The sequence below is a fragment of the Nocardia sp. NPDC003726 genome (assembly GCF_053586955.1).
The window spans coordinates 166,473-190,087 of sequence record NZ_JBSFNF010000014.1; the positions used below are offsets into that span (position 1 = coordinate 166,473).

Genomic DNA, 23,615 nt, shown 5'->3' on the forward strand with positions numbered 1-23,615 from the left:
CATGGTGTGATGTGAAAAACACTTGTTGGGCAGCGCGAACAGGCAGTGTCTTTTGTGGCGAAGATCACTTTTCATCGTCATCTGCTATGACTCGGTCGGCTCGATACTCCAGGGCTGCCGCACGCCCAGAACGGCGCGATCGCGCGAAACCGATCCTTCGACCGCGAGCGAGGAGCAACCGTGCAGACACCATCCGTCCATGTCGCCTCCCTACGGAAGGGCGAGCAGATCCACCGCAGCGAACTCGGCTCGCTCACCCGGCTCACCGCCGACAACTTCCCGATCCTCAGCGGGCTGTCGATCAAACGCCTCACGCTCGCGCCGGGCGCGATCCGCGAACCGCACTGGCACGCCAACGCCACCGAACTGACCTATTGCACCGCGGGGCGGGCACTGGTCTCGGTGCTGGACGACGCGAGCAGATTCTCGTCGTTCCTGGTAAGTGCGGGCGAGATGTTCCACATCGACTCCGGCGCGCTGCATCACGTGGAGAACGTCGGCGAGACCGAGGCCGAGTTCATCCTCGCCTTCCGGCACGAACGACCGGAGGACTTCGGATTCAGCGCGAGCCTCGGCGCCATGACCGATTCGGTGCTCGGCAACACCTACGACCTGCCCGCCGCGGACTTCGCCAGGATCCGGCGCGACACCACCGCCAAGCTCGTCGTGCGACGCGAGGGCGAGCCCGACATCCCGCACGCCGCCCACTACGGCGACCCGCACCACTTCGCGATCGAGGCGATGCCCGCGCCGGTGGACTCGCCGGTCGGGTCGGCTCGCACCGCCCGCGCCCAGTTCTGGCCCGCACTGCACGACATCTCGATGTACTCGCTGCGGGTGCGCGAAGACGGCATGCGCGAACCGCATTGGCACCCCGTGACCGCCGAAATGGGTTACGTCCATCGCGGCTCGGCGCGAATGACGATCATGGACCCGGACGGCGCCTTGGACACCTACACCGTGCGCGAGGGCGAGGTGTACTTCGTCCCGCGCGCCTACCCGCACCACATCGAAGTCGTCGACTCCCCCGAGATCCACTTGCTGATCTTCTTCGACCAGCCCACGCCCGCCGACATCGGATACCGCGCCTCGATGAGCGCGTACTCCCGGAAAGTACTCGCGGCGACATTCGGCGTCGCCCTCGACGAACTTCCCGACCTGCCCTTCACACCGACCGATCCGTTGATCGTCACGCGCAACAACGCACTCGCCCCGTAATCACGCCTGAGCACCCGCCGCCCACAACCTTGCGCTCGACCATTCCCCGTCGATTGATCGTCAGGTAATTTACCATCCAGTCAATTCAGCGAGGAGCGATGCGGTGGCGACGAGATCGTGGTGGGGATGGGGCAACCGGGAAGACGCGGTGACCGGCGCCGAGCGGGAAACCCTCACCCGGCGCGTGGCGGCGCTGCTGCCGGAGGCCGAGTTGACGGTGCACGAGGCGCCGGATCTGATGTCGTTGCGCGTCCCCGCACCTCGCGTCCGGGTCCCGGACGCGCTTGCTCCCTTGGCTTCCGACGAGCTCGGCGATCGGGTCGCGCACGGCCACGGGCAGGCATTCCGCGATGTGGTGCGCAATCTGCTCGGCCGTCTCGCCCACGTGCCCGACCAGGTGTTGCGGCCACGAACCGAGCAAGACGTGCTCGACATCCTGGACTGGTGCGCGAGCGCCGACGTCGCCGTGGTGCCGTTCGGCGGCGGGACATCGGTGGTGGGTGGTGTCGAATTCCGCGAGGCCGACGCCTACGCCGGATCGGTGTCGCTGGACACCGGCCGACTGAATTGGAACTGGACCGCACCAGCCGGGCGGCGCGGATCCAAGCGGGCATCCTCGGCCCGGCGCTGGAGGCGGCATTGCGACCGGACGGGTTGACGCTGCGGCACTTCCCGCAGTCGTTCGAGTTCTCCACGCTCGGCGGCTGGCTGGCCACCAGGGCGGGCGGCCACTACGCCACCGTCTACACCCACATCGACGACATGGTCGAGTCGATGCGGGTGGTCACGCCCGCGGGGATCAGCGAATCCCGCAGACTGCCCGCGTCGGGGGCCGGTCCCTCACCCGATCGGTTGTTCCTCGGCTCGGAGGGCGCGCTCGGCGTCATCACCGAGGCGTGGATGCGTGTGCAGGACCGTCCGCGCTGGCGATCCGGAGCCTCGGTGGTGTTCGGCGACTTCGCAGCGGCCGTAGCCGCGACGCGCGCCATCGCCCAGTCCGCGTTGTATCCGGCGAACTGCCGATTGCTGGATCCGGTGGAAGCGTTCCTCAACGCGGGCGCCGGCGCGGCGGGCGGTGTGCTCGTCCTCGGCTTCGAGTCCGCCGACCATCCCGTCGACGAGCCGATGCGCCGTGCGGTGCAGATCTGCCGCGAGCACGGCGGCGAGATTCCGGACGGCGTCCGCACCACCGATTCGGCGGAGGACTCGGTTCGCACGGGCGCGGCCGACACCTGGCGCTCGGCGTTCCTGCGCATGCCCTACCAGCGCGACGCGCTCGCCGCGCAATCCATGATCGTGGAGACCTTCGAAACAGCGTGCACCTGGGACCGTTTCGACGCCCTGCGGGCGGCCGTGCAGGAAGCGACCACGTCCGCGTTCCGATCCGCCGGTGTGACGGGGGTGTCCACCTGCCGGTTCACCCATGTCTACCCGGACGGGCCCGCGCCGTACTTCGGCATCTACGCCGCGGGCCGATGGGGGCGGACCGTCGAACAATGGGACGAGATCAAGGCCGCCGTATCGGAGGCGCTGCACCGCAACGGCGCGACCATCACCCACCATCACGCCGTCGGCCGCGACCACCGCCCCTGGTACGACCGCCAGCGCCCCGACCCGTTCGCCGCGGCGCTGCGGGCGGCCAAATCGGCGCTCGACCCCGCGGGCATCCTCAATCCCGGCGTGCTGATCGACCCCATCGCGCACCGGCCCGTCGGGGAGGACCGGTGAGCAGGCCGGGCACCAAGGGCGTACCGCGCGAGCGGCGCGAGGAGCAGATTCTCGACATCGCCACCACCGAGTTCGGTGAACGCGGCTACGCCAAGGCTTCGGTCGCCGAAATCGCCTCGGCGGCGGGCGTTTCCAAGCCGCTCGTATACGCGTACTTCGGCTCCCGCGACGGACTGCACGCGGCTTGCGTACACCGCGCCGGGCAGGGACTGGTGGACGCGGTCGCGGCTGCGCAGTCCGCGCGCGGTGCGCACGACCGGGCGCTGGCGACCCTGACCGGGATCTTCCGCGCGCTCGATGGTCGAACGCAGAACTGGAAGATCGTCTACGACCCCACACTGCCGCGTGCGAGTGCGGCCCACACGGTGGCCCGGCACTATCAGGACGCCTTGAACGGCATGGGATCGGCCGGGGTTTCGGAAGTTCTTGCCGACGCCGGCATCACCGACCCCGACGATCACTCCCTGCTGCTGGCGCTCTGGTTCAGCGTCGTGTCCACCACCATCTCCTGGTGGAGCGACCACCCCGGCCACACACCGGAGGACATGACCCGGCGCTGCCTGCGCCTGTTCACCACGATCCGCGCGACGGCCGCCCCGCGGACCTGATCGTGCTCACCATTGGTTCCAGTGCAGGACCTCTTCGCGGGCAACACGTTTCGCGGGACGGAAATCGGTGCCGACGGTGAAGGCGAGTGGGAGGAACGCCGCCAGCATGATCTTCTCGTAGGGCACGCCGAGCGCGTCGGCGAGTTCTCGCTCCAGCGGCGCGTGCGCGGTGGTCCACACCGTGCCGAGCCCGCGGGCACGGGCGGCGAGCATGAAACTCCAGACCGCGGGGAGGATGGAGCCCCAGGTCATGGACTGTTCCAGCACTCCGGCGCGGTCGGTGCGGCCTTCCACGGCCGGAATCACGAAGGCCGGCACCCGATGGATGTTGTCGTACAGGTGCTGGAAGCCTTCACCGATGCGTCGCATCGACGCGGGATGAGCGGACATGCGCCGCACATCGGCGGGAGTGAGCGGCTGTCCCTCCGCGACATGCACGGCGCGGCGGAAGATGTCGGCGACCACCGCGCGCCGCGCGTCGTCGGTGACGACGAGGAAGTGCCATCGCTGACGGTTGCGTCCGGTCGGTGCCTGGGTCGCCAGGTCGACGCATTCCTCGATCAACCCGCGCGGCACCGGCCGGGTGAAGTCGAGACGTTTGCGCACAGCGCGCGTGGTGGACAGTACTTCGTCCGCGGAAAGGTGCAACGACATGACGCCAATCCATCTTCTCGAAAATAGTCTGCTGACAGATGATCTGTGACAGTACGGTTCATTCGATCTGGCGTCAAACGATCTGCCGACAGACGATTTGCTAAGCTGCGTCCATGCCGAGCAGGACCGATCACGCACAGGGCGAGTACCTGCGCAGGCTCGCCGCGGAGCGCCCGGACATCGCCCTGTGCCGCGTGTCCACCGCCGTCGCCCGCGCGGCCGAGACGCACGCGCAGCAGCAGGGTCTCGGCGTCGGCCAGCATCTGGTGCTGAAGATGCTGGCCGACGTCGGCCCGCGATCGCAGCGCGTGCTCAGCGAGACACTGCGCATCGACCGCAGCGTGATGGTCGGCATCGCCGACGACCTCGAGGCAGCAGGCTACGTTCGGCGGGAAAGAGATCCCGCCGACCGGCGGGCCTACGCGGTGACGATCACCGAGGCCGGACAGCAGGCGCTGGCGAGAGCCGAAAAGGCGGTTCCCGACTACCTGAGCCGAACCTTCGCGGTCCTCGAGCCGGAGGAGCGCCAACAGCTGGTCCGGCTGCTCGGCAAGCTCCTGTCGGGCGCGAGCTGAAGGTCCATGGCGGCGCGGAGTTCAGGCGCTCGGCGTCAGGGCGCGCAGCGGCTTGTCGAGTTCCCGGCGATAGAAGTCGAGGAAGCCGTCGGGGTCGGGGCCCGCGTTCTGCATCACGAGATGGTCGAAGCCTGCATCGGTGTACTGCTTGGCGGCGTCGAGATAGCGGGCGGGGTCCGGGCCACAGGCGAAGTTGTCGAGGATGTCATCGAGCCGGACGGTGGTGGTCGCCGCGGCGAAATTGACCGGATTCGGCAACTCGCTCATCACCTTCCATCCGGTCACCGCCCAGCGGCTGGTATCGAGCGCGGCCTTCGCGGCCGTCTCCTCGTCGGGCGCCCAAGCCATGCCGACTTCCGCGTACCGGGGGCCCGCGCCGCCCGCCGCGCGGTAGCACTCGACGATTTCCGACTTCGGCTCGGTGGCGAACAGGCCGTCGCCGAGTTCGGCGGCGACGCGGGCGGCATCCGGCCCGCCGCCGGCGACGGCGATCGGCGGAAGTGTCTCGGGCAGATCGAAGACGCGGGCCTCGGAGAGGGAAAGGAACTCCCCGTCATAGGACTGATAGCCGCCGCTCCACAGCAAGCGGATGATCTCGATGGCCTCGCGCAGCATGCGATGCCGGATGCGCACGGAGGGGAATTCCCGGCCGACGACATGCTCGTTGAGACGTTCACCCGAGCCGACGCCGAGGGTGAACCGGTTGTCCGACAGGATCGCCAGGGTGGCCGCCGCCTGCGCGATGATCGCGGGGTGGTATCGCAGAATGGGGCAGGTCACGCCGGTCGCGAGGCCGATCCGTTCGGTCTTCGCCGCGATGGTTCCGAGCACGGTCCAGGCGAACGGCGAATGCCCCTGATTGTCCAGCCAGGGATGGAAGTGATCGCTGATCTCGACGAAATCGAAGCCAGCCTCTTCCGCTCGAATCGCTTGCCGGACGAGCTCGTTCGGACCGAATGCCTCGGCCGCCAGTTTGTACCCGATGCGCATCGCCACCTCCTGGTTTCGACTGGGAGCGGCCGGTCACCGCACGAACCGGCTCTCGGCGCGCGTACCCGGCACGCGGCGGCGAAAACTTCCCCGCGCGGCTCCGGTCCGCCCCCGATCGGCGACACGGCGTCGCGCCGTCGGCTCAGTCCCGGGTCGGCCAGTAACTTGCCGCGTGCCTGCCCTGCGGCACATAGGTGTTCTCGTCGTCGACTTCCGTGACACCCAGATGCAGCAGTAGCAGCACCGTCACCAGGCTGATGCTCACGATCAGCGGGGTGAGCAACTGCGTCGCGCCCGCCCCCGAAGGTGCGTGCATGTGCTCGGCCTCGTGCACATGCATCGCGAACATGCCCGTGTAGTGCATGCCGGACACCGCGACACCCATGACCAGGGCCGCGCCGACGGTGACGAGCGTGCTGCGGGTGTGCAGTGTGAACCACAACGCGGCGGTGGCAGCGACTACGGCGATCACCATGGACAACGCGACGATCCGTCCGTCGTAGCCGATCGTCGCGTCGGATTTCATGGCGTACATGCCCGCGTAGTGCATCGCCCCGACGCCGAGACCGGTAATGCCGCCGCCGGCCAGCAGTCCCACCGCTCCCAGCGCTCGCTGGTGGGCGATGCGCAGTCCGATCCAGACGACCGTGATGGCGATCAGCGCGCTGATCAGGGTGAGCGGAACGTCGTACCGGATCGTCGCCCCCTCGATGGCGAAGCCGAGCATGGCGATGAAGTGCATCACCCAGATGCCGGTGCCGCCGATCGCGACCGCCGCGGCGATCAGCCAGCCGTCGCGCGCGGAGCCGGTGCGCGATCTGGCCACGCAGCGGAGTCCTAGCAATGATCCGGTGAACGACATGACATAGGCGATGATGGGCGTTAGCCATCCCTGGCTGAAGTGATCGATTTCCAGCACGCGACACTCCCTCGCTGGATAGATTCGGACATCACGGACACGATGCCCGAATCCCACATAGTGGAACTGCAGGTAGATAGTTTAGAGTACTACTATCCTCTTTAAAAACATAGGACGAGTTCCGGATAGCGGAAAGTGCGCTGGTGGCTGACGAAGCGGCAGCCCTTCGATCCGCCATCCTTCTCTCCGAGTGCCTGCGCGACCGCCAGCTAGCCGCTGGCTTCCACAGGGCGACAGCGTGCGGTCCACACCTCTCGCGCGCGACCCGCGGAAGAGCTCCGCGACGCGGTCGAGCGCCGGATGCACGTGCGGATGCGATGGCCCGCACGGCAGCAGCGCCGTTTCGGCGAACAGCTTCCGGCACAATCGCAGTTAACGCCGACGAAGGGACAACCGCGCCGAGCGGACCTTCTGCGGCACAGCCCCGCCGGGCCTCCGATTCACTAGTGATCACCCTTTCACGGGTGGCACGAACGGGATGATCGAGGCACCGGTCCCGGCCCTCCTACCGCAGCGCGACAAGGGAATCCCGGTAGTGGCCGACGTCGATCCCCACCGAAATCGCGACATCTGGCGAACTTTCAGCGTTTCTTGATATGTCTCACCCGGGTAACGGCGTATGGTCGCGCTATGCCGACAGTGACGTCGATCGATACCGGAGCCGAACACCTCGCCTGCTGGGTCACCGTCGTCGGGCAACGCCTCAACGGGTTGCCGACAGCAAACCCGCGTGTCCAGCTCGCCCACGCCATGAGCGGCTTCCTCGCGATCGGGCGGGCGAGCATGGCCCTGCTGACCACGTCCGCCAATCCCACCGATATCCGAGACCACGATCTCGTCTTCGAGATCACGGCCGACGCGGAACGCTGGCTCACCGACGCGGCGACCGAATCGGTCGTCAACCGGATCACCGACCGGGGTGAGCACATTCAGCGCTATCTCAGCCCGGCCGCACTCGACACCGTCGCGAAAGCTCGGCTGCGCCGCTGCGCGCAGGCAACGGCGATCCATACCCGCGATCTGCTGACCGGGATCGACGCCGATCCGGACGCGTCGGAGGAGATCCGTGATCTGGCCCGTGATCTCGCCGCCCGCGCGAACGTCATCGCCACGGTCTACGCCGACGACCCGCAACAGCTGCTCTCGATGTCCAGCAGGTGACTCCGGCCGCCTGGCCACCGCGCGGCATCCGCTCGCGCTCGGCGAGCCGGCCGTGCCGTTCCAGGACGTCGGCGAGTATCACCGGCGCCCACGGGACCCACGCACCGCGTTCCCATCGAGACCACGATGATCGACAATGGGATCATGACGACGGTGCTGCTCGGCGGCGACGTCATGCTGGGGCGGGGTGTGGACCAGATCTTGCCGCATCCCGGTGACCCGAGGCTGCGCGAACGGTACGTCGACGATGCGCGAACCTACGTCGAACTGGCCGAGCGCGCGCACGGCGCGTTCCCGCACCCGGTCGGATACCGGCAATTGTGGGGCGATGTACTGCCGCTGCTCGCCCGGCTCGACCCCGAGGTGCGGTTGCTCAACCTGGAGACGTCGATCACCGCCGACGGCGCGTTCGCCCCCGCGAAGGGCATTCATTACCGGATGCACCCGGACAACGTGCCCGCGTTGACCGCCATCGCCCCGGTGGTCTGCGCGCTGGCCAACAATCATGTGCTCGATTTCGGGATTCCCGGGTTGGCCGACACCCTCGAAGCGCTCGACGCCGCCCATATCGGCCGCGCCGGCGCGGGGGCCGACCTGGCGGGCGCGCGTGCCCCCGCCACGGTGGAACTCGCCGACGGCCGCCGCGTGGTGATCGTCTCGGTCGCCGCCGGATCCAGTGGTGTCCCGGAATCCTGGTCGGCTCGACGCGACCGGCCGGGAGTGTGGCGAGTGGGCTACTCCCCCGGCGCCGCGGCAGCCGACGACGTCGCCGCCGAGGTGGCGGCGCACAAGCGCGGCGACGACATCGGCATCGTTTCGGTGCATTGGGGCCCGAACTGGGGCTACGAGGTCACGGGAACCGAAAGACAGTTCGCACACCGGTTGATCGACGCCGGAGTCGACTTGGTGCACGGGCACTCCGCGCATCATGCGCGTCCCGTCGAGATCTACCGCGGCAAACCGATCCTCTACGGGTGCGGCGACGTCATCGACGACTACGAAGGCATTCGCGGCCACGAGCGGTACCACACCGATCTGCATCCGCTGTATCTCGTATCGGTCGATCGTTGTCCGGCGGAGATCCGGCTGATTCCGCTGCAGGTGCGGCACATGCGCCTGGAATGGGCCGCGCGCGCCGAATCCCGCTGGCTGTGCGCGAAGCTCGAGGACATCAGCCGCGGTTTCGGCACTCGCGTAATGCCCGGAACCGACGATATGCCACGGATATTCAGTGCCGCACGACAGTGAGGTGGCGCTGGAACCACTGCACCGCCGAGTCGGCGACTTGCTCGAGCGCACCGGGTTCCTCGAACAGGTGCGTCGCGCCGGGAACGATGTCCAGTTCGCTCGGGCACGGCATCCGTAGCTGGGCCTCCCGATTCATCTCCAGCACCCGTCTGTCGTTGCCACCCACGATGAGCAGGGTAGGCGCGCGTACCGCGCCCAACCTCGCACCGGCCAGGTCCGGACGACCGCCGCGGGATACGACCGCCGCGATCTCGGCGCCGGGTTCGGTCGCCGCCCACAGCGCCGCGCCCGCGCCGGTGCTCGCACCGAAATATCCCGTCGGCAGGCCACCGAGTTCCAGGCGCGTCCGCAGCCAGCGGGTCACCTCGACCAGCCGATGAGCGAGCAACGGGATGTCGAACACGCGGGCGCGGTCGCCTTCCTCCTCGGCGGTCAGCAGGTCCACCAGCATCGTCGCGAATCCGGCGCGATTGAGGGCCTCGGCGACGAACCGGTTTCGCGGACTGCGCCTGCCGCTGCCGCTGCCATGCGCGAAGGCGATCAGCGCGGTGCGCTCCGGCGGGACAGCCAGGATCCCGGCCAGCCGGGTGTACTCCGACGGCACGATGACCTCTTCTGTCCGCGTCGAGGACCGGTGTGCGAACGGCATCGAACACCTCCTGCACTCCGGCGTACCCGATCGGGCCGGTCGTGCGCAAGAGGGGAAGGGCCTTCGTCCGCGCATGGGCGCGGTGGCGGCAGAGCGGTTCGGGCGAAGCTAATCGGGCCCGCCGGGCGACGCCGGCGGCCGCTCCGTGTCCGCGGCTTCGGCCGGCCGCTCCGACCTCACGACCTGGACCCGCAACGGAAGCCGGAACAGGTTGCCCGATCGGTTGCGGACCCACTGGGTGACGGCCGCGACCGCGGAGCCGAGCGATGTCGCGCCCGCGAGCAGCGCCCACGGCGTGAGCGTCGCCGAGGTGTAGGCGACCTGCCCGATTCCGGGCACGACGAGCCTGCCGTTGCCGAACGCCCAGTTCATCAACGATCCGATCTGTCCACCGAGATCGTTCCTGCGTCCGACCATCGCCTTCAGCTCGGCGCCCTTGCTGTTGATGTAGAGCACGGTGCACACCACGAACAGCGCGGCGACCACCGTGGCCAGCGTCGCCAGCCGATTGAGCGCCTCCAGCCGGAGGCGCAGATTCACCACCACCGCGAAGATCGCGATGATGATCGCCGCACAGGCCAGCAGTGCCCAGAAACCGGTGATCTTGGCGCCGGGCGGCGCCGAGCGCGACCAGACGTTGAGGAACCGCGTGGTGATCTCCATCCGGCCGAACGCGTTGGTACTGACCTTGCCATCGGCGCCCGCAGCGGTGAGCCACGGCTGGAACAGCAGCACGAGCGTCACCAGGCCGCCGACCGCGGCCCACACATAGCCCCAGTATCCGCGCAATGCGGCCAGAATCGCCTTCGCCGGCACCACGGCGCCACGGGCCGCCCGGTTCTGCTGGGCGGAGCGGTCGTCTCGCGTTTCGTCCGACTGCCAGGGCGTTGGCTGCACCATTGCCTCAGTTTAGGGTCGCGTCACTGTCCGAATTCGGCGCCGACTCACCGCCGGTGGGAAGGCTCCGAATACAGATCCGGCGCGGGCGCCACCAGAACAGACGAACTCCGGTAACGATCGCGTTACCGAGTGACGCCACGCCGCACCGAACCAATCGCACAGCGCCGCCGGGGCAACAGTATCGGAGGCTAGTAGATCGCCGCACGACAAGATCGACGACCGGCAGGTCTCCGATAGGCAAAGGTGACCGGGCCACATATCGAAGCACGCAATACGGGCAGTTATAGGGCAGAAAGAAATCTGCCGGTACGTTATCCGGCCGAATCGGCTGCCGCTGCCCCGAAAACAACACCACCGGTGATGTTCCTGTTACGTAAGGCGGGGGAACTTGACGTTTCCTTGCCTGGTGCTCACCGGACTATGGGTGAAGCATGAAATCCGTGAGTCAGAGTTAGGTTTCATTCGAGTCGAAGGATGCGCAATGTCCACCAGAATCAAGAAATTCGTCGCCGCGACCTCCATGGCCGCCTCCTTGGGCGTCCTCGCGGCACCCGCGGCAACCGCCGAAACGACGCCGACGAACACCGCGACACCGGTGTGGGGCTCGGTAGTGTTCTGCATTCCGCTCTTCAGCGCCGTCTGGTGCATCTGAGAACACCTGGTGTGCGGCCGAGCCGCGTTCCGGCGGGTCGCATTCCGGTGGGAAGTCTTTTCCAATTCCGCCGACCGGCGGCGGGCGAAGCATTCCGCCGGGTCTCGCGCAAACCGACGTAAGGGAGGCAGAGCACCGTAGTTGCCGCCGCACGTGGATCGACCGTTGCGGCGGCACTGTGCGATCCTCGCCGGGCCGGTGTCGGGAGTGCGTGTAGCAGCTCTTGACTTCAGGTCGACCTCAACTCGCAAGCTGAGCGCATCACGAGGAGAGGTGACCATGACAACGTTCGGAGCAAAGCAGAGCCGAGGCTACGATCAGCGGGCTTCCCGGCTGCTCAAAGGCCTGTACCGCCGGATCGCCGCGGACATCGACGCGGACGCGCCAACGGGGGCGTGGGTGCTCGATGTCGGCACCGGGCCAGGAGAATTGCTGGCGCGGTTGGTTTCTCGGCGACCGGATCTGCACCTGCACGGCATCGACCTCTCACCACACATGATCGACCTCGCCGAGGCGAAGCTGTCCGGTGGCACGGTCGAACTCTCGGTCGGGGACGTCGCCGCGCTCCCTTACCCCGACGACAGCTTCGACTTGGTCGTCTCCAGCCTGAGCATGCACGAATGGCCGGATGTCGGCCGCGCGACAGCCGAACTGGCACGAGTATTGCGCCCGGGCGGCGCCGTGGCGATCTACGACTTCCGGTTCCTTCGGTCGGCGGCCGCGCTCAGCGCGTTGCGCCGTTCGTTCGATGCGGCGACCGTACGTCGCGAACCGGTGCGTCCGCCGCGTCATCCGGTCGGGCTGTACACACGCTTCACCGCCCGTACCACCTAGAGTGCGGAGCATGGCGGGCGACGACATGCCGATCGGCGAGTTCGCGGCGCGGTTCGGTCTGGCCACCCATGTGCTGCGGCACTGGGAGGACGCCGGATTGCTCGCGCCGCGGCGGGACGGGGCAGGCCGTCGCCGCTATGGGGACGACGATGCGGAAACCGTGGCGATGATTCTGATCGGCAAGCAGGTGGGTTTGTCACTGGAGGAACTCGCCGCGCTCTTCGCCGAGGCGTCCGACCGCTCCGCTCGCCGCGATCTGCTGCGCGCACACCGCGACCAGCTCGTCCGCCGGATCGCCCAGGCCACCGCGGCGCTGGAGACCATCTCCCACGCGCTCGACTGCGCCGCCGCGGACTTCAGGCAGTGCCCGCATTTCCAGGCCAAGGTCGCCGACGCGCTGACACTGGTCACGAACCGGTCAAGCCGACGAGGGTAAATCGTTATGGCGCATCGAATTCCGCCCTGACGGCGCAATTCGCCGCCACACGGTGGCCGCGCGGTGCATCGGCGGCGACAGGGGGTGCTGCACCGCTTTTCCGGCATTAGGATCGAGTCCTGCGAACTCGGACACAGCAGCCATTGACACTTCGACTCGATAGAGGTGCCCCGTGAGCAGGACGATTCGGATACCCGCGGTGGAACTCGCCGATCATGTCGGCGAATCCGTCGTCGGGTACGGCACTCTCACCCAAGCAGGAGTGGTCCAGCCGGGCGGCGACCTCGTGGTCGCGGTCTTCGGTGTGGAAACCAACCGGCGCGAAAAATCCTTCACGCCGGGTCAATTGGTCGAATTGGAGGTCACCGACTGACCACGGCGGCCGGCTTCGGGCGCACCGGCGGGTGGGGTGCCGTTCCGCACTCCGCCGCGCCGTCCGCCCGATTCAGCCGATCAATGCGTTCATGATCGTCCCGGCGCTGGTGGCGATGACGCCGCCGAGCATGCCGCCCGCGACCATCTTCGCCGACGCCAGTGGACCGCCGTTCCATTTCTCCCAGGCGAATTTCCCACCGGCGTAGGCGATTCCGGTGACGCCGGAGAGAATTACGAACCACGTGAAATACCGGAACAGCTGGAGGATTTTTTCCGAGTTCGGGGGGGCCTCGGGGACCGGGTCGTCCACCTGAGCCAGGAGAAATGCTTCGACTGCCGTATGGATCGTCATTGATCTGTCTCCGTCGCGTATCCGCAGGACAAGTTATACGCAATCGCTATGACGTTCGAAGTATCGCGATCCCGATCGCTCGCGTCAACCCCTAGCCTGGGCGAAATCGCCGCGACGCCATCGTTCGTGTGCGCAACCGTGTCAGATGTCCACGGACGGGTAGTGCGTGCATGTGAGCTGCAACGGTGACTGGACGGCGGGCGGTGACCTCGACCCGGTGGCCGCGCGGGCGGTGATCGAACAAGCCAAAGGCGCGGTCATGCTGGTCTACGGTCTCGACGCCGACGAAGCGTTCGCCATTCTGCGCGTGCGATCTCAGGAGACCAACACCAAACTGCGTGTTCTGGCCGCCAACGTCGCCGCCGAGCTACCGTCGGTCGGCGTGCCCGCGGTGACCAGCGAACTGCGCAGCCGAGTCGACCGGCTGCTGTCGACGGCGCACGAACAAGACCGATGAGCGCTGCGGCTACCGCTTGCGGGCGACGGCGAAGACGCGCCGGAAGGGCAGCCAGGTGGTTCCGTCGGCGCGCCGCGGGTAGGCGCCGCGCAACAGGGGGGCGAGTTGTGCCGTGAATTCCCGCCACTGCGCGTCGTCGAGGGCACCGCGCACCGGCCGCAATGCCGTGCCGGTGACCCATTCGAGCACCGGATCGTCACCCGTCAAACGGTGCAGGTACGTCGTCTCCCATGCGTCGACCGCCCCGCCCGCCGCGGCGAGCAGATCGGCGTATCCGGCGGGATCGAGTACGGCCCTCGGCTCGAGGATGCCCGCTCGGGCGAGGCTGTCGCGCCACTCGTCGCGGGCGGCCACCTGACGGATCGCCCGGTGTGATGCCGCGTCGAAATTCCCGGGCACCTGAAGGGCCAGGAACGCTCCCGCCCGCAGCTGCCGCATCCACCGCGACAGCAGATCCGCATGCTCGGGCACCCAGTGGAGGACGGCATTGCAGATCACGACATCGGTCTGCGCGCTCGGCCGCCAGTCCTGCACCGACCCGAGCGTCGCATCGAGGCCGCGATCTCGCGCGGCCGCGACCATCTCCGGCGACGAGTCCAGCGCTTGCACGCGCGCGCCCGGCCAGCGCCGCGCCAGAACCTCGGTGAGATGCCCTGGACCGCAGCCCAGGTCCACCACCACCCCGGGTTCGGCCGCGGTGACCCGGCTCAGCAGGTCGAAGAACGGGCGCGACCGGTGATCGTCGAAGGCGAGGTACTGCTGGGGATCCCACATAGGCCACTCCGAGACTCGCTACCCAAACCGTACGCACGTACTGTACGCCTGGCGTCCGCTCAGAAGAAGGTGCCCGAGAACGGCAACGACTCGGTGGCGAACAGCGCGTCCGCGTCCGCGACCGCCCCGGGGCGATGCTCGTCGACACGGCCGGCGAAAGCCAGCTCGCGCCACGTGGTTGCGCCCAGATAGACCGCCGCGAGATCCGCGATCCCCGCGGTGAGGTCCGCGCTTTCCCGGACTCGTCGCACGCCCTCGCCCGCGATGCGATATCGGCCCGAGTTCGACGGCAGAATCGGGTCCACGACCTCCACCACCACCGCGGCGGCGTCGCGAAACGTGCGGCCCGCCAGCGCTTGCCCGACATCCACCAGGCGCAACCAGGTCTCGTCCCTGGTCGAAACCACGCGCAGCGCGCGTTCGTCGGTGAGCAGATGCCGCAGCGGGCTGTCCAGGGCGACGAACGGGAACACGAAGGTATCGACCAGGTCGATCGACAACAGCCTGCGGATCAGGCCGCGATACGCCGTGGGCGTCGTCGCGACGAAATCGTTGACCACCACTTGTCTTTCCGGCCGGGACAGCCAGCTCTTCGGATCGACCGGCTGGTAACGGACGAACCCGTCTTCAGCGCCCGCTGGGCCGTGGACCAGGCAGTAGCTCGGTTCCGTGCTCAGCAATTCCTGCAATCGCCACCAGTATTCGGGGCGTTCGACCGCGCCGGTCCATGCGACGTCGGCCGTCGCGTAGATCTGTGGGAGCAGTTTCCACGCGGCGGCGCCGTCGACGAAACGCACCGGACCGCAGGGCGGCACCGTGTCACGCAGCCGGGCCCGGTGGCGCTGCAACTCCACCCGCGCGAACGAACTGGCGATGCCATAGCCGAACCGCTCGTAGATCCCGCCCTCCGAGGCACGCAACGTGGCGACCGCTTCGCCCCGCTCCGCGATGTCGGCGAGTTGACGGTGCAGCAACGCGGTGAGCGCTCCGCGGCGGGTGTGCGTCGGCAGGACTCCGACGTGGGTGACCGCAGCGTGCGGCAGGCGCGCGCCGCCGGGAACGACCAGCCAGCTGGTATACGACTCCGCGGTGCCGATCAGTTCGCCATCGATGAAAGCGCCCAGCGTGCGGCCGGGCTCCGACAGCTCCGCAGTGGGGGTCATCGGCGGCAAGCCAACCATGGCCGTGCGGAAAAGGGCATTGGCGGAACGGATATCGTCCTCGGTCCGGAGGGTGTGCACTGCGACGGTCACGACTCGATCTTGCCCGAGCCGTTGAAGGGCGCTGACCTGCGCGCACGCCTTGGGCGGAGATTCGATCCGTCAATCACGGTTTCGTAACGGAGCGCCGTGGGTATCTCATAGCTATGACGGATTACCGACCAACCCGCATCGCCGGTGTGGATCCGGGAACCGGCGCGCTCGCTTTGACCACGTGCCTGGCCTTTTCGATCGGCATCGCCACGCTCACCCAATCGGCGCTCGCCACCCTCCTGGCCTGCCTGAGCATCGTGGCGGGACTCACACTCGTGCTGAACATCCTGCCGCGCAAGGCCTGACGACACCGACCTTGCCTCGCACGCCGAATCCTGGTGGCATCTACCCGGGACATCGACGTCAAATCGGAGGCAGGCATGCTGTCGTTGCAGGAGATTTCGGATCGACTCGAGATCGAAGACCTGATGGTGCGATATTCGCACGCGGTCGACACTCGGCAGTGGGACCTGCTGGACGAGGTCTTCACCCCCGATGCGCACATCGACTACTCGGCCATGGGCGGCGCGGTGGGCGATCTGGCGGCGACGAAGCGATTCCTGGCCTCCGTCCTGCCGAACTTCCCGGCCTTCCAACATCTGATCAGCAACTCGTCTATCCGAGTCGACGGCGACACCGCGACCGGGCGGACGATGTGCCACAACCCGATGCTCGTTTCCGGCGGCGACGGACCGCCGACGATGATGCTGTGCGGCCTCTGGTACCTGGACACATTCGTCCGCGTGGACGGTCGGTGGCGGATCAAGGAGCGCGTCGAGGAGAAGAGCTTCCTCTTCGTCGCGCCGTCCGCGCCCGGCATGGGCTGACGCGACCGGAGCCGCTCGATGCGCCCGCGCCTCAGCGCGCCGACAGGGCCGAGGACGCCGCCTCGGATGCGCGGGCCTGATCGCCGGGCGAGAGGTCGTCGTCGCCCGCGACGTTGCGCCTGCTGGTGACCAGGAACAGCACGACAAGCACCACGCTGAACCAGACATAGGTGTTGCCGATGAAATGCTGCCACGGCGTCCACGCGGTCTCCCGGTGCTCGCCGTCGGGCAACCAATTGTGCGGGCCGATGACGAACACCGCCGCGGTCACCACGAAGGTCACCCACCACCCGATCGCCCGCCTGACGGTCAGGCGGGAGGCGTAACCGGCCACGGCGAACAACGCGGGCGCGATCCACACCCAGTGGTGCGACCAGGAGATCGGCGAGACCAGCAGGGTGAAGACGGCGTTGATGGCCAGCGCGAGCGCGGGCAGGTCGGCGGCGCGGCGCATGGCGGTGACGACCAGCGCGAGCAGCAACGCGCCGAGGACCAGCCAGATGATGGTGAACGCGGGCTCTGGCACTTGGAAGCGAGCGAACACCGCTTGAATCGACTGATTGGTATGGAATGCTGAACCGCTCAGACCGGACACATTGCCCAGCCCCCCGAACCAGTACTTGACCGATTCCTTCGGCAGGATCGCGAAGCCCAGCGCCGTCGCGGCCGCACCGGTGATCGCGGCGGTCGCGGCCGCGCGGTAGTCGCGCCGGACCAGGAAGTAGAGCACGAACGCCGCGGGCGTCAGCTTGATCGCGGCGGCGACGCCGATCAGCATGCCCCGGGGCCAGCGCGGCTTGTGGGTGAGGCAATCAGCGGCGACCAGGGCCATCAGCAGCAGGTTGACCTGTCCGAAGTCCAGGGTGGAGTGGATCGGCTCCAACAGCAGCCCCAGCGGAGTCGCGCACGCGGTGGCCCAGACCGCCAGCCCCCGCTGCGACTCCTGCGGCCACACCCGCCGCGCCACCAGATACAGCGTCAGGGCCAGCGCGGCCACCGACGAGACGAAGAAGCTGAACGCGGCCACGTCCCACGGCAGCATCGCGAACGGACCGAGCGCGAGCGCGGCGAAGGGCGGGTAGATGAACGGCAGGCCCGCCCCGATGGTGGTCTGCGGCAATTGCCCGTACATGTCGGCGCCGTGCCGCATGGCATCCACGCCGAGGCGATACACCTGCAGGTCGATGAACCCGCCGGTGATCTTGTGGAACGGCCAGACCGGTGTCAGCAGACAGAACGCGGAGAACGCGAGCGCCAGGACCGGCGCCGGGCGCAGTACGCGCGCGAGTCGACGGTTCTGGGACATCGGCGTTCCGGCGGTGGCGGTGACACTACTCATCCGCGGCGACTATACCGACCCCGGTCCGGTCGTTCACCACATGGGAGGCAGATTCGCGGCTGTCGCGTGAGGGTCGCGGAAACGGGTAAGCCGCCACCAGCACACGGCGGCAGAGGAGGTCGGTCATGGCGACGAAGGCGCCCGGCGCCGCGATGTACGTCCCCGAGGACGCGGACCTGACGCGGCTGCGGCAGGCGGCCTGCGGCTGCCGCGGGTGCGATCTCTACCGGCACGCCACCCAGACGGTGTTCGGCGCGGGACCGCGGGACGCGGAGGTGGTGCTGATCGGCGAGCAGCCCGGCGATCAGGAGGACGTGGCAGGCCTGCCGTTCGTCGGTCCGGCGGGCCGGCTGCTCGATCGGGCGCTGGCGCAGGTCGGCATCGACCGCGACGCGGTCTACCTCACCAACGCGGTGAAACACTTCAAGTTCGTGGAGCGCGGCAAGCGGCGCATCCACAAGCAACCCGGCCGCACCGAAGTGGTCGCCTGCTCGGCGTGGCTCGACGCCGAACTCGCCCTGCTGCGTCCGCGGTTGGTGGTGTGTCTCGGCGCGATCGCCGCGCAGGCGGTGCTCGGCCCCACGTTCAAGGTCAGCACGCGTCGCGGCGAAGTGGTCGAGACGGCGGATTTCCGTGCGATCGCCACTGTGCACCCGTCCTCGGTGCTGCGCGCGCCCGACCGCACCGCCGCCTACGACGCGTTCGCCGCCGATCTGCGCATCGTGCGCGAACAACTGGGAAAGCCCGCGGCGGCGCGCTGACCGCGCGGCCGGGGAAGGAGTGAGCGGATGAGCACCGACGAGATCGACCCCGAACTGCTCGAACTGGCCGCCAAGGTGTTCGATTTCGCCCGGCGCGGCGACACCGCGCGGTTGGCCGCGTACGTGGACGCGGGCGTGCCGGTCGACCTCACCAACGACGCGGGCGACACCCTGCTCATGCTCGCCGCCTACCACGGACACGCCGATGCCGTGGCGGCGCTGCTGCAACGGTCGGCCGATCCGGACCGCCCCAACGACAAAGGCCAGACCCCGCTGGCCGGAGCGGTGTTCAAGGGCGAGACCGAGATCGTCCGGCAACTCGCCGCCGCGGGTGCCGACCCCGACGCGGGCACCCCGAGCGCCCGCGACGCCGCGGTCATGTTCGGCCGGACCGAGTTGCTGGAACTCTTCGGCTGAGCGGGCTACCCGCGCTCGCGCACCGCGGTGACGGCCTTGCGCGCCGCCACCAGAACCGGGTCCCACACCGGGGAGAACGGCGGCGCGTATCCGAGGTCGAGCATCGTCATCTGCTCGACGGTCATCCGGGCGGTCAGCGCGACCGCGGCGATGTCGACGCGCTTGCCCGCGCCTTCGCGTCCCACGATCTGGGTGCCGAGCAAGCGTCCGGTGAACCGCTCGGCGAGCATCTTCACGGTCATCGGCGCCGCGTCCGGGTAGTAGCCGGCGCGGCTGGTGGATTCGACCGTGACGGTCACGTATTGCAGGCCCGCCGCGTGCGCGTCCTTCTCGCGCAGGCCGGTGCGGGCGACCTCGAGCGCGCAGACCTTGCTGACCGCGGTGCCGACGACGCCGGGAAACAGCGCGTATCCCCCGCCGATGTTCGCGCCGATGATCTGACCGTGCTTGTTGGCATGGGTGCCGAGCGGGATATGACGTTCCCGGCCGGACACCAGGTCCAGCACCTCGACGCAATCTCCGCCCGCCCAGATGTTCTCGTGCCCGCGCACCCGCATGGCGGGATCGGTCCGCAGCCCGCCGTACTCCCCCAGCGGCAGACCGGCGGCGCGGGCCAGTCCGGTCTCCGGGCGCACGCCGATGCCGAGCACCACCACATCCGCCGGGTATTCGGCGGTGTCGGTGACGACCGCGGCCACCCGGCCGTCGTCGGTCCGGAACTGCGACACCTCCGCACCGCCGACCACTTTGATGCCCATTCCGCACATCGCGTCGCGCACCAGGGCTCCCATGTCGGTATCGAGCGTCGACATGGGTTCGGTGCCGCGGTTGACCATCGTGACGTCGTAGCCGCGCCGGATGAGGGCCTCTGCCATCTCCACCCCGATGTAGCCGGCCCCGACCACGACAGCCCGCTTGCCGCGGGTCCGCTCCAACGTGTCCAGCAGCGCCTGCCCGTCGTCGAGGGTCTGCACGCCGTGCACACCGTTCGCGTCGATGCCGGGCAGCGCGGGCCGGATCGGGCGGGCTCCGGTGGCGATGACGAGCTGGTCGTAGGACATCCATGCCGAATCGCCGGTGTCGCGGTCGCGGTAGCGCACGCGCGCCTGTTCGACATCTATCTCGGTCACTTCGGTGTGCAGCCGCAGGTCGATCTCTCGGGACCGATGTTCTTCCGGTGTGCGGGCGATCAGTGCGTCCCGGTCGGCGACATGGCCGCCGACCCAGTACGGAATGCCGCAGGCCGAGTAGGAGGTGAACCCGCCGCGCTCGAAGACCACGATTTCCAGCGCGCTCGCGTCCTTCATCCGGCGCGCCTGCGAGGCCGCCGACATTCCGGTCGCGTCACCGCCGATGACCACCAGTCGCTCGCTCATGGCTAAACGCTACGTTCGGCAGGCCCGGGGCGGGCACGTGGGCCGGGCACCCGCGCGAATTTGCTGGTTGGGCTGCGGGTGACCGATCGGTACTTCACACTGATCTTCTGGCAAACGTGGTATGAGGGCCGCGTTTTCACCCGGGAGCGCGACATGACCGAGACCCGACCCCCTTCCGACGACGAACGCCGGCTCGCCGAACTGGGCTACAAACAAGAACTGGCCAGGTCCTGGTCGGGTTTCTCGAATTTCGCCATCAGCTTCACGATCGTGTCCATCCTGACCGGCGGATTGGCCAGTTACGGCATCGGTCTGGCCAACGGCGGCCCGATCACCATGGCCTGGGGCTGGCCGCTGGTCTCGGTCATGGTGCTGTTCGTCGGGCTGGCCATGGCGGAACTGGCCTCCGCCTATCCCACCTCGGGCGGGCTGTACTGGTGGGCCGCCGAACTGGGCGGGCCGGTATGGGGCTGGTTCACCGGATGGTTCAACCTGATCGGGCAGATCGCCGTCACCGCGGCGATCGATTACGGCGCAGCCATCTTCACCACCGTGGTGCTGAACGTCGTCGGAATCGACATCGGCACCGACCGCACCGCGATCTTCCTGGTGTTCGCCGCCATCCTCGTCTTGCACGCCGTTTTGAACGTCATCGGCCCGCACCTGTCGGCGGTGATCAACAACGTGTCCGCGTGGTGGCACGTGGGCGGCGTGGCGATCTTCGTGGTCGTCCTCGGTTTCGGAGCGCAGCACCATCAAAGCGCCCGATTCGTCTTCACCGAGACGGTCGACAACAGCGCCATCGGATTCGGCGGGGTGGCGTTCAGCTTCCTGCTCGGCCTGCTGCACGCGCAGTACACGTTCACCGGCTACGACGCCTCCGCGCACATGTCGGAGGAAACGCACGACGCGTCGCGGATGGCGGCCAAAGGCATCATCACCACGATCGTCGTGTCGGCGATCGCCGGATATCTGCTCATCATGGCGGTGACCTTCGCCATCCCGGATCTGGACGCCGCGCTGGATCCCGCGCAGAACAGCGGCTATCCCGTCATCTACATCCTGGAGAACTCGCTGAGCGGCTTCTGGTCGGGTCTGCTGCTGATCATCGCGGCGGTGGCGCAATTGTTCTGCGGATACGCCTCGGTCACCTCGGCGTCGCGGATGCTGTTCGCGTTCGCGCGTGACGGCGCGGTGCCGGGTTCCAGGTTCTTGGCGCGGCTTTCCACGCGCAAGGTCCCGGTGCACGCGGTGCTGTTCATCTCGTTCTTCGCGTTCCTGCTGCTGATTCCGTCGATGCTGGTGCCCGCGGCGAACGCGCCGACCGCCTACGCCGCGGCGACCTCGATCGCCACCATCGGGCTCTACATCGCCTACGGCATTCCGATCCTGCTGCGGCAGCGGCACGGGAGCCGATTCCGCACCGGCCCATGGCGATTGGGCGCGTGGTATCGCCCGGTGGGTGTGGTCGCCTTGGGCTGGATCGCGCTGATCAGCTTTCTGTTCATCCTGCCCACCGATGCCCGCGGCTATCCGTGGCACAGCGAGTTCACTTGGAACACCGTGAATTACGCACCGATCGCACTGGTCGGCGTAGTGGGCGCGATCGGCATCTGGTGGCTGGCGTCGGCCCGGACCTGGTTCACCGGGCCGAAACGGACGGTGGACGAGCCGCCCGCAGACCGGCCGGAGGAACAGGCGCAGGCCAACGCCTGAGGCGCGATCCCGGCCGGTCGCGGCCTCCCTGTTCTGGCGTGTCGAGATTGTCGGTCGCGGTCGCTAGGGTGTGTCGGCATGGAAAGGACCGACCTGGTGCGTTTTTCGCCCGCCGGGAGAATTGTGTTCCCGGGAAATCCGTGGCCGGAAGGGCACGCGATCGAGGAGTTCGCGTGGACCGGCCGCATGGACCAGGCCGGCAGCCTGTGGTTCGATCTGCACCTGCGCTCCGCCGCGTACAACGCCGAACGCGACCCCGACCACGGCGAGGAGGACGGCGAGGACTGGTTGTCGCCGATCGTCTGGCAGAACTATCACAGCTGCACGCTTTCGTCCACGTACTGGGGCGAGGACGACGCCACCGGGTTGCGCGCCGCGGCGCCCGGCCGGCCCTTTCTCCTGAAATCCGCACAGCCGCAGTGCCTCACGGTCGACCCGCTCCCCCTCGCGCGCGCCGACGACATCGAAGGCCTGGCGTTCAACATCTATCTGCTCGGGCACGACTCGGTCGCCGACCAGGAAGTGTCGTTCACCCGGCGCCCCGACGGCAGGCACGACATCGACTGGCGGGGTCGCATCGCGCTGACCTATGCGGGGCAGGTGGAATTCCGGTACGGATTCCGCGCCCGGATCTCCGGAGCCACCCTGGAGTACATCCGTTTTCCCGCGGAGATCTCCGCCGATCGAGCGCTTCGCCAGCTCGGCGCGGTGCTCGACGCTCCGGAGGAGTTCGAACTCGGCCTGGTCGACGGGCAGCCGGCGTGGGTGTCGAGGGATCCGGCTTAGCGCCTTCGGCGTCGGCTCACCGGTCGCCGGAATGACCCGGCAGCACGCAGACCGCGTCCAGGCCGAGCACATGGTTGAGCCGGCCGAACGCCAGCCACGATCCGATGCTCATGCTCAGTTCGACCACTTCGGCCTGGCTGTAGCGGGCCAGCATCCGGCCCCAGAACTCTTCGTCGAGGTGGTGGTGATCGGTGGCGTATCGCTCGGCGTATTCGGCGGCGAGCCTGGTGCGTTCGTCGAAGGCGTCGGTGGTGCGCCAGTTCGCGACGGCGTCGGCGAATTCGGGCTCGACCTTGCTCCCGTCGCGTTCGGTGCGCCAGTCCATGCAGAACAGGCAACCGTTGATCTGCGCGATCCGCAGCCGGGCCGCCTCGAACTCGCGCAGGCCCAGCGTGCTGTGCGAGTACACCGCCAGTGAGAAATTCGAGGCGGCGACGCCGATGCCGGGCACCATCTCGCCCCAGACGTAGCCGATCGGATCCTTGCCCTCGGGGACGTCGATGATCATGGATGTTTCCCTAAGTTTGTAGGTGTCTGGGGTTGGTGCCCTGGATGCCCAGAGCGGTGGGGTGTAGCTGATGGGTGTTTGTCTCTTGCGAGGCTGGAAAGG

At 68.0% G+C, this 23,615-nt stretch carries 26 protein-coding genes and 2 pseudogenes; 17 read left to right on the top strand and 11 right to left on the bottom strand.

Annotated features, from left to right (window positions below; all coding sequences use genetic code 11):
• Positions 1-180 precede the first annotated feature (180 nt).
• The 3 genes and pseudogenes from ACWDMM_RS20010 (at position 181) to ACWDMM_RS20020 (ending at position 3,554) form a co-directional block, all read left to right on the top strand.
• A complete protein-coding gene (locus tag ACWDMM_RS20010; protein ID WP_195079300.1) occupies positions 181-1,218 on the top strand; it encodes a cupin domain-containing protein in 1,038 nt (345 codons plus the stop codon).
• Positions 1,219-1,321: 103 nt separating this feature from the next.
• Positions 1,322-2,946: pseudogene (locus ACWDMM_RS20015) on the top strand (FAD-binding oxidoreductase).
• A complete protein-coding gene (locus ACWDMM_RS20020; RefSeq protein ID WP_195079298.1) occupies positions 2,943-3,554 on the top strand; it encodes a TetR/AcrR family transcriptional regulator in 612 nt (203 codons plus the stop codon). The pseudogene ACWDMM_RS20015 and the gene ACWDMM_RS20020 overlap by 4 nt, the downstream one beginning before the upstream one ends.
• Before the next feature lie 6 nt (positions 3,555-3,560).
• On the opposite strand, the gene ACWDMM_RS20025 is transcribed toward ACWDMM_RS20020, so the two are convergent.
• Positions 3,561-4,208, bottom strand: a complete 648-nt coding sequence (locus tag ACWDMM_RS20025) for a nitroreductase family protein (protein ID WP_195079297.1) — start codon at positions 4,206-4,208, stop codon at positions 3,561-3,563.
• Positions 4,209-4,321: 113 nt separating this feature from the next.
• Here ACWDMM_RS20025 and ACWDMM_RS20030 point away from each other — a divergent pair, with 113 nt between their 5' ends.
• Positions 4,322-4,783, top strand: coding sequence for a MarR family winged helix-turn-helix transcriptional regulator (locus ACWDMM_RS20030; protein ID WP_449938812.1), 462 nt, complete (start codon positions 4,322-4,324; stop codon positions 4,781-4,783).
• Positions 4,784-4,804: 21 nt separating this feature from the next.
• Here ACWDMM_RS20030 and ACWDMM_RS20035 read toward each other — a convergent pair whose 3' ends face one another.
• Both ACWDMM_RS20035 and ACWDMM_RS20040 read right to left on the bottom strand, forming a co-directional pair.
• Positions 4,805-5,773, bottom strand: a complete 969-nt coding sequence (locus tag ACWDMM_RS20035; RefSeq protein ID WP_195079295.1) for a TIGR03557 family F420-dependent LLM class oxidoreductase — start codon at positions 5,771-5,773, stop codon at positions 4,805-4,807.
• Positions 5,774-5,915: 142 nt separating this feature from the next.
• Entirely contained in the window at positions 5,916-6,599 is a 684-nt protein-coding gene (locus ACWDMM_RS20040) for an MHYT domain-containing protein (RefSeq protein WP_449938815.1), read from the bottom strand.
• Positions 6,600-7,322: 723 nt separating this feature from the next.
• On the opposite strand from ACWDMM_RS20040, the gene ACWDMM_RS20045 reads away from it, so the two are divergent.
• Together ACWDMM_RS20045 and ACWDMM_RS20050 are read left to right on the top strand one after the other, a co-directional pair.
• On the top strand, positions 7,323-7,853 hold the full coding sequence (locus ACWDMM_RS20045; protein WP_195079293.1) for a hypothetical protein: 531 nt from the start codon (positions 7,323-7,325) through the stop codon (positions 7,851-7,853).
• Positions 7,854-7,979: 126 nt separating this feature from the next.
• Positions 7,980-9,101 carry a CapA family protein gene (locus tag ACWDMM_RS20050; protein WP_449938819.1) on the top strand — a complete coding sequence of 374 codons (1,122 nt, stop codon included), beginning with the start codon at positions 7,980-7,982 and terminating at the stop codon, positions 9,099-9,101.
• Here ACWDMM_RS20050 and ACWDMM_RS20055 read toward each other — a convergent pair.
• Positions 9,082-9,723: pseudogene (locus ACWDMM_RS20055) on the bottom strand (dienelactone hydrolase family protein); the annotation flags it as partial. The gene ACWDMM_RS20050 and the pseudogene ACWDMM_RS20055 overlap by 20 nt on opposite strands.
• 135 nt (positions 9,724-9,858) lie before the next feature.
• Positions 9,859-10,650 (bottom strand): hypothetical protein, encoded by a 792-nt coding sequence (locus ACWDMM_RS20060; protein ID WP_195079291.1) that lies wholly within the window; start codon positions 10,648-10,650, stop codon positions 9,859-9,861.
• Positions 10,651-11,131: 481 nt separating this feature from the next.
• On the opposite strand from ACWDMM_RS20060, the gene ACWDMM_RS20065 reads away from it, so the two are divergent.
• From ACWDMM_RS20065 to ACWDMM_RS20080, 4 genes are all read left to right on the top strand, one after another.
• Positions 11,132-11,302, top strand: a complete 171-nt coding sequence (locus tag ACWDMM_RS20065) for a hypothetical protein (RefSeq protein ID WP_195079290.1) — start codon at positions 11,132-11,134, stop codon at positions 11,300-11,302.
• A gap of 279 nt (positions 11,303-11,581) precedes the next feature.
• Positions 11,582-12,136, top strand: a complete 555-nt coding sequence (locus tag ACWDMM_RS20070) for a class I SAM-dependent methyltransferase (protein WP_449938822.1) — start codon at positions 11,582-11,584, stop codon at positions 12,134-12,136.
• A gap of 10 nt (positions 12,137-12,146) precedes the next feature.
• Positions 12,147-12,572 (top strand): MerR family transcriptional regulator, encoded by a 426-nt coding sequence (locus tag ACWDMM_RS20075; RefSeq protein ID WP_195079288.1) that lies wholly within the window; start codon positions 12,147-12,149, stop codon positions 12,570-12,572.
• A gap of 172 nt (positions 12,573-12,744) precedes the next feature.
• Positions 12,745-12,945: a hypothetical protein gene (locus ACWDMM_RS20080; RefSeq protein WP_169810655.1), complete on the top strand. Its 201-nt coding sequence runs from the start codon at positions 12,745-12,747 to the stop codon at positions 12,943-12,945.
• A 72-nt stretch (positions 12,946-13,017) separates the two neighbouring features.
• Here the strand turns inward: ACWDMM_RS20080 and ACWDMM_RS20085 are convergent, their stop codons facing one another.
• Entirely contained in the window at positions 13,018-13,299 is a 282-nt protein-coding gene (locus ACWDMM_RS20085; protein ID WP_195045607.1) for a hypothetical protein, read from the bottom strand.
• A 172-nt stretch (positions 13,300-13,471) separates the two neighbouring features.
• Between ACWDMM_RS20085 and ACWDMM_RS20090 the strand changes: the two genes are divergently transcribed.
• On the top strand, positions 13,472-13,756 hold the full coding sequence (locus ACWDMM_RS20090; protein WP_323124057.1) for an ANTAR domain-containing protein: 285 nt from the start codon (positions 13,472-13,474) through the stop codon (positions 13,754-13,756).
• A gap of 9 nt (positions 13,757-13,765) precedes the next feature.
• Here ACWDMM_RS20090 and ACWDMM_RS20095 read toward each other — a convergent pair whose 3' ends face one another.
• Positions 13,766-14,530, bottom strand: a complete 765-nt coding sequence (locus tag ACWDMM_RS20095) for a trans-aconitate 2-methyltransferase (protein WP_195079287.1) — start codon at positions 14,528-14,530, stop codon at positions 13,766-13,768.
• Positions 14,531-14,589: 59 nt separating this feature from the next.
• Positions 14,590-15,783, bottom strand: a complete 1,194-nt coding sequence (locus ACWDMM_RS20100) for a GNAT family N-acetyltransferase (RefSeq protein WP_323124058.1) — start codon at positions 15,781-15,783, stop codon at positions 14,590-14,592.
• A gap of 113 nt (positions 15,784-15,896) precedes the next feature.
• Here ACWDMM_RS20100 and ACWDMM_RS20105 point away from each other — a divergent pair, with 113 nt between their 5' ends.
• Positions 15,897-16,088 carry a hypothetical protein gene (locus ACWDMM_RS20105; RefSeq protein ID WP_323124059.1) on the top strand — a complete coding sequence of 64 codons (192 nt, stop codon included), beginning with the start codon at positions 15,897-15,899 and terminating at the stop codon, positions 16,086-16,088.
• A gap of 75 nt (positions 16,089-16,163) precedes the next feature.
• Positions 16,164-16,610 carry a nuclear transport factor 2 family protein gene (locus ACWDMM_RS20110; protein WP_357103539.1) on the top strand — a complete coding sequence of 149 codons (447 nt, stop codon included), beginning with the start codon at positions 16,164-16,166 and terminating at the stop codon, positions 16,608-16,610.
• 31 nt (positions 16,611-16,641) lie between these two features.
• On the opposite strand, the gene ACWDMM_RS20115 is transcribed toward ACWDMM_RS20110, so the two are convergent.
• On the bottom strand, positions 16,642-17,949 hold the full coding sequence (locus tag ACWDMM_RS20115; protein WP_195079286.1) for a glycosyltransferase 87 family protein: 1,308 nt from the start codon (positions 17,947-17,949) through the stop codon (positions 16,642-16,644).
• A gap of 125 nt (positions 17,950-18,074) precedes the next feature.
• Between ACWDMM_RS20115 and ACWDMM_RS20120 the strand changes: the two genes are divergently transcribed.
• On the top strand, positions 18,075-18,710 hold the full coding sequence (locus ACWDMM_RS20120; protein WP_195079285.1) for a UdgX family uracil-DNA binding protein: 636 nt from the start codon (positions 18,075-18,077) through the stop codon (positions 18,708-18,710).
• A gap of 27 nt (positions 18,711-18,737) precedes the next feature.
• Entirely contained in the window at positions 18,738-19,127 is a 390-nt protein-coding gene (locus ACWDMM_RS20125; protein WP_195079284.1) for an ankyrin repeat domain-containing protein, read from the top strand.
• Positions 19,128-19,132: 5 nt separating this feature from the next.
• Here ACWDMM_RS20125 and ACWDMM_RS20130 read toward each other — a convergent pair whose 3' ends face one another.
• On the bottom strand, positions 19,133-20,503 hold the full coding sequence (locus tag ACWDMM_RS20130) for an FAD-dependent oxidoreductase (RefSeq protein ID WP_195079283.1): 1,371 nt from the start codon (positions 20,501-20,503) through the stop codon (positions 19,133-19,135).
• A 153-nt stretch (positions 20,504-20,656) separates the two neighbouring features.
• Between ACWDMM_RS20130 and ACWDMM_RS20135 the strand changes: the two genes are divergently transcribed.
• Together ACWDMM_RS20135 and ACWDMM_RS20140 are read left to right on the top strand one after the other, a co-directional pair.
• Positions 20,657-22,219, top strand: a complete 1,563-nt coding sequence (locus ACWDMM_RS20135) for an amino acid permease (RefSeq protein WP_195079282.1) — start codon at positions 20,657-20,659, stop codon at positions 22,217-22,219.
• A gap of 78 nt (positions 22,220-22,297) precedes the next feature.
• Positions 22,298-23,005 carry a hypothetical protein gene (locus tag ACWDMM_RS20140; protein WP_195079281.1) on the top strand — a complete coding sequence of 236 codons (708 nt, stop codon included), beginning with the start codon at positions 22,298-22,300 and terminating at the stop codon, positions 23,003-23,005.
• Between the two features lie 16 nt (positions 23,006-23,021).
• Here ACWDMM_RS20140 and ACWDMM_RS20145 read toward each other — a convergent pair whose 3' ends face one another.
• Positions 23,022-23,513: a carboxymuconolactone decarboxylase family protein gene (locus ACWDMM_RS20145; RefSeq protein ID WP_195079280.1), complete on the bottom strand. Its 492-nt coding sequence runs from the start codon at positions 23,511-23,513 to the stop codon at positions 23,022-23,024.
• Positions 23,514-23,615 lie beyond the last annotated feature (102 nt).

Bases quoted from the DNA above. Each gene is read 5' to 3' on its own strand.
- ACWDMM_RS20030 (WP_449938812.1), top strand. From the start codon at position 4,322: ATGCCGAGCAGGACCGATCACGCACAGGGCGAGTACCTGCGCAGGCTC.
- ACWDMM_RS20140 (WP_195079281.1), top strand. From the start codon at position 22,298: ATGGAAAGGACCGACCTGGTGCGTTTTTCGCCCGCCGGGAGAATTGTG.
- ACWDMM_RS20070 (WP_449938822.1), top strand. From the start codon at position 11,582: ATGACAACGTTCGGAGCAAAGCAGAGCCGAGGCTACGATCAGCGGGCT.
- ACWDMM_RS20065 (WP_195079290.1), top strand. From the start codon at position 11,132: ATGTCCACCAGAATCAAGAAATTCGTCGCCGCGACCTCCATGGCCGCC.
- ACWDMM_RS20145 (WP_195079280.1), bottom strand. From the start codon at position 23,513: ATGATCATCGACGTCCCCGAGGGCAAGGATCCGATCGGCTACGTCTGG.
- ACWDMM_RS20125 (WP_195079284.1), top strand. From the start codon at position 18,738: ATGAGCACCGACGAGATCGACCCCGAACTGCTCGAACTGGCCGCCAAG.
- ACWDMM_RS20110 (WP_357103539.1), top strand. From the start codon at position 16,164: ATGCTGTCGTTGCAGGAGATTTCGGATCGACTCGAGATCGAAGACCTG.
- ACWDMM_RS20130 (WP_195079283.1), bottom strand. From the start codon at position 20,503: ATGAGCGAGCGACTGGTGGTCATCGGCGGTGACGCGACCGGAATGTCG.
- ACWDMM_RS20045 (WP_195079293.1), top strand. From the start codon at position 7,323: ATGCCGACAGTGACGTCGATCGATACCGGAGCCGAACACCTCGCCTGC.
- ACWDMM_RS20095 (WP_195079287.1), bottom strand. From the start codon at position 14,530: ATGTGGGATCCCCAGCAGTACCTCGCCTTCGACGATCACCGGTCGCGC.
- ACWDMM_RS20060 (WP_195079291.1), bottom strand. From the start codon at position 10,650: ATGGTGCAGCCAACGCCCTGGCAGTCGGACGAAACGCGAGACGACCGC.
- ACWDMM_RS20085 (WP_195045607.1), bottom strand. From the start codon at position 13,299: ATGACGATCCATACGGCAGTCGAAGCATTTCTCCTGGCTCAGGTGGAC.
- ACWDMM_RS20135 (WP_195079282.1), top strand. From the start codon at position 20,657: ATGACCGAGACCCGACCCCCTTCCGACGACGAACGCCGGCTCGCCGAA.
- ACWDMM_RS20035 (WP_195079295.1), bottom strand. From the start codon at position 5,773: ATGCGCATCGGGTACAAACTGGCGGCCGAGGCATTCGGTCCGAACGAG.
- ACWDMM_RS20120 (WP_195079285.1), top strand. From the start codon at position 18,075: ATGGCGACGAAGGCGCCCGGCGCCGCGATGTACGTCCCCGAGGACGCG.
- ACWDMM_RS20050 (WP_449938819.1), top strand. From the start codon at position 7,980: ATGATCGACAATGGGATCATGACGACGGTGCTGCTCGGCGGCGACGTC.
- ACWDMM_RS20025 (WP_195079297.1), bottom strand. From the start codon at position 4,208: ATGTCGTTGCACCTTTCCGCGGACGAAGTACTGTCCACCACGCGCGCT.
- ACWDMM_RS20075 (WP_195079288.1), top strand. From the start codon at position 12,147: ATGGCGGGCGACGACATGCCGATCGGCGAGTTCGCGGCGCGGTTCGGT.
- ACWDMM_RS20115 (WP_195079286.1), bottom strand. From the start codon at position 17,949: ATGAGTAGTGTCACCGCCACCGCCGGAACGCCGATGTCCCAGAACCGT.
- ACWDMM_RS20105 (WP_323124059.1), top strand. From the start codon at position 15,897: ATGACGGATTACCGACCAACCCGCATCGCCGGTGTGGATCCGGGAACC.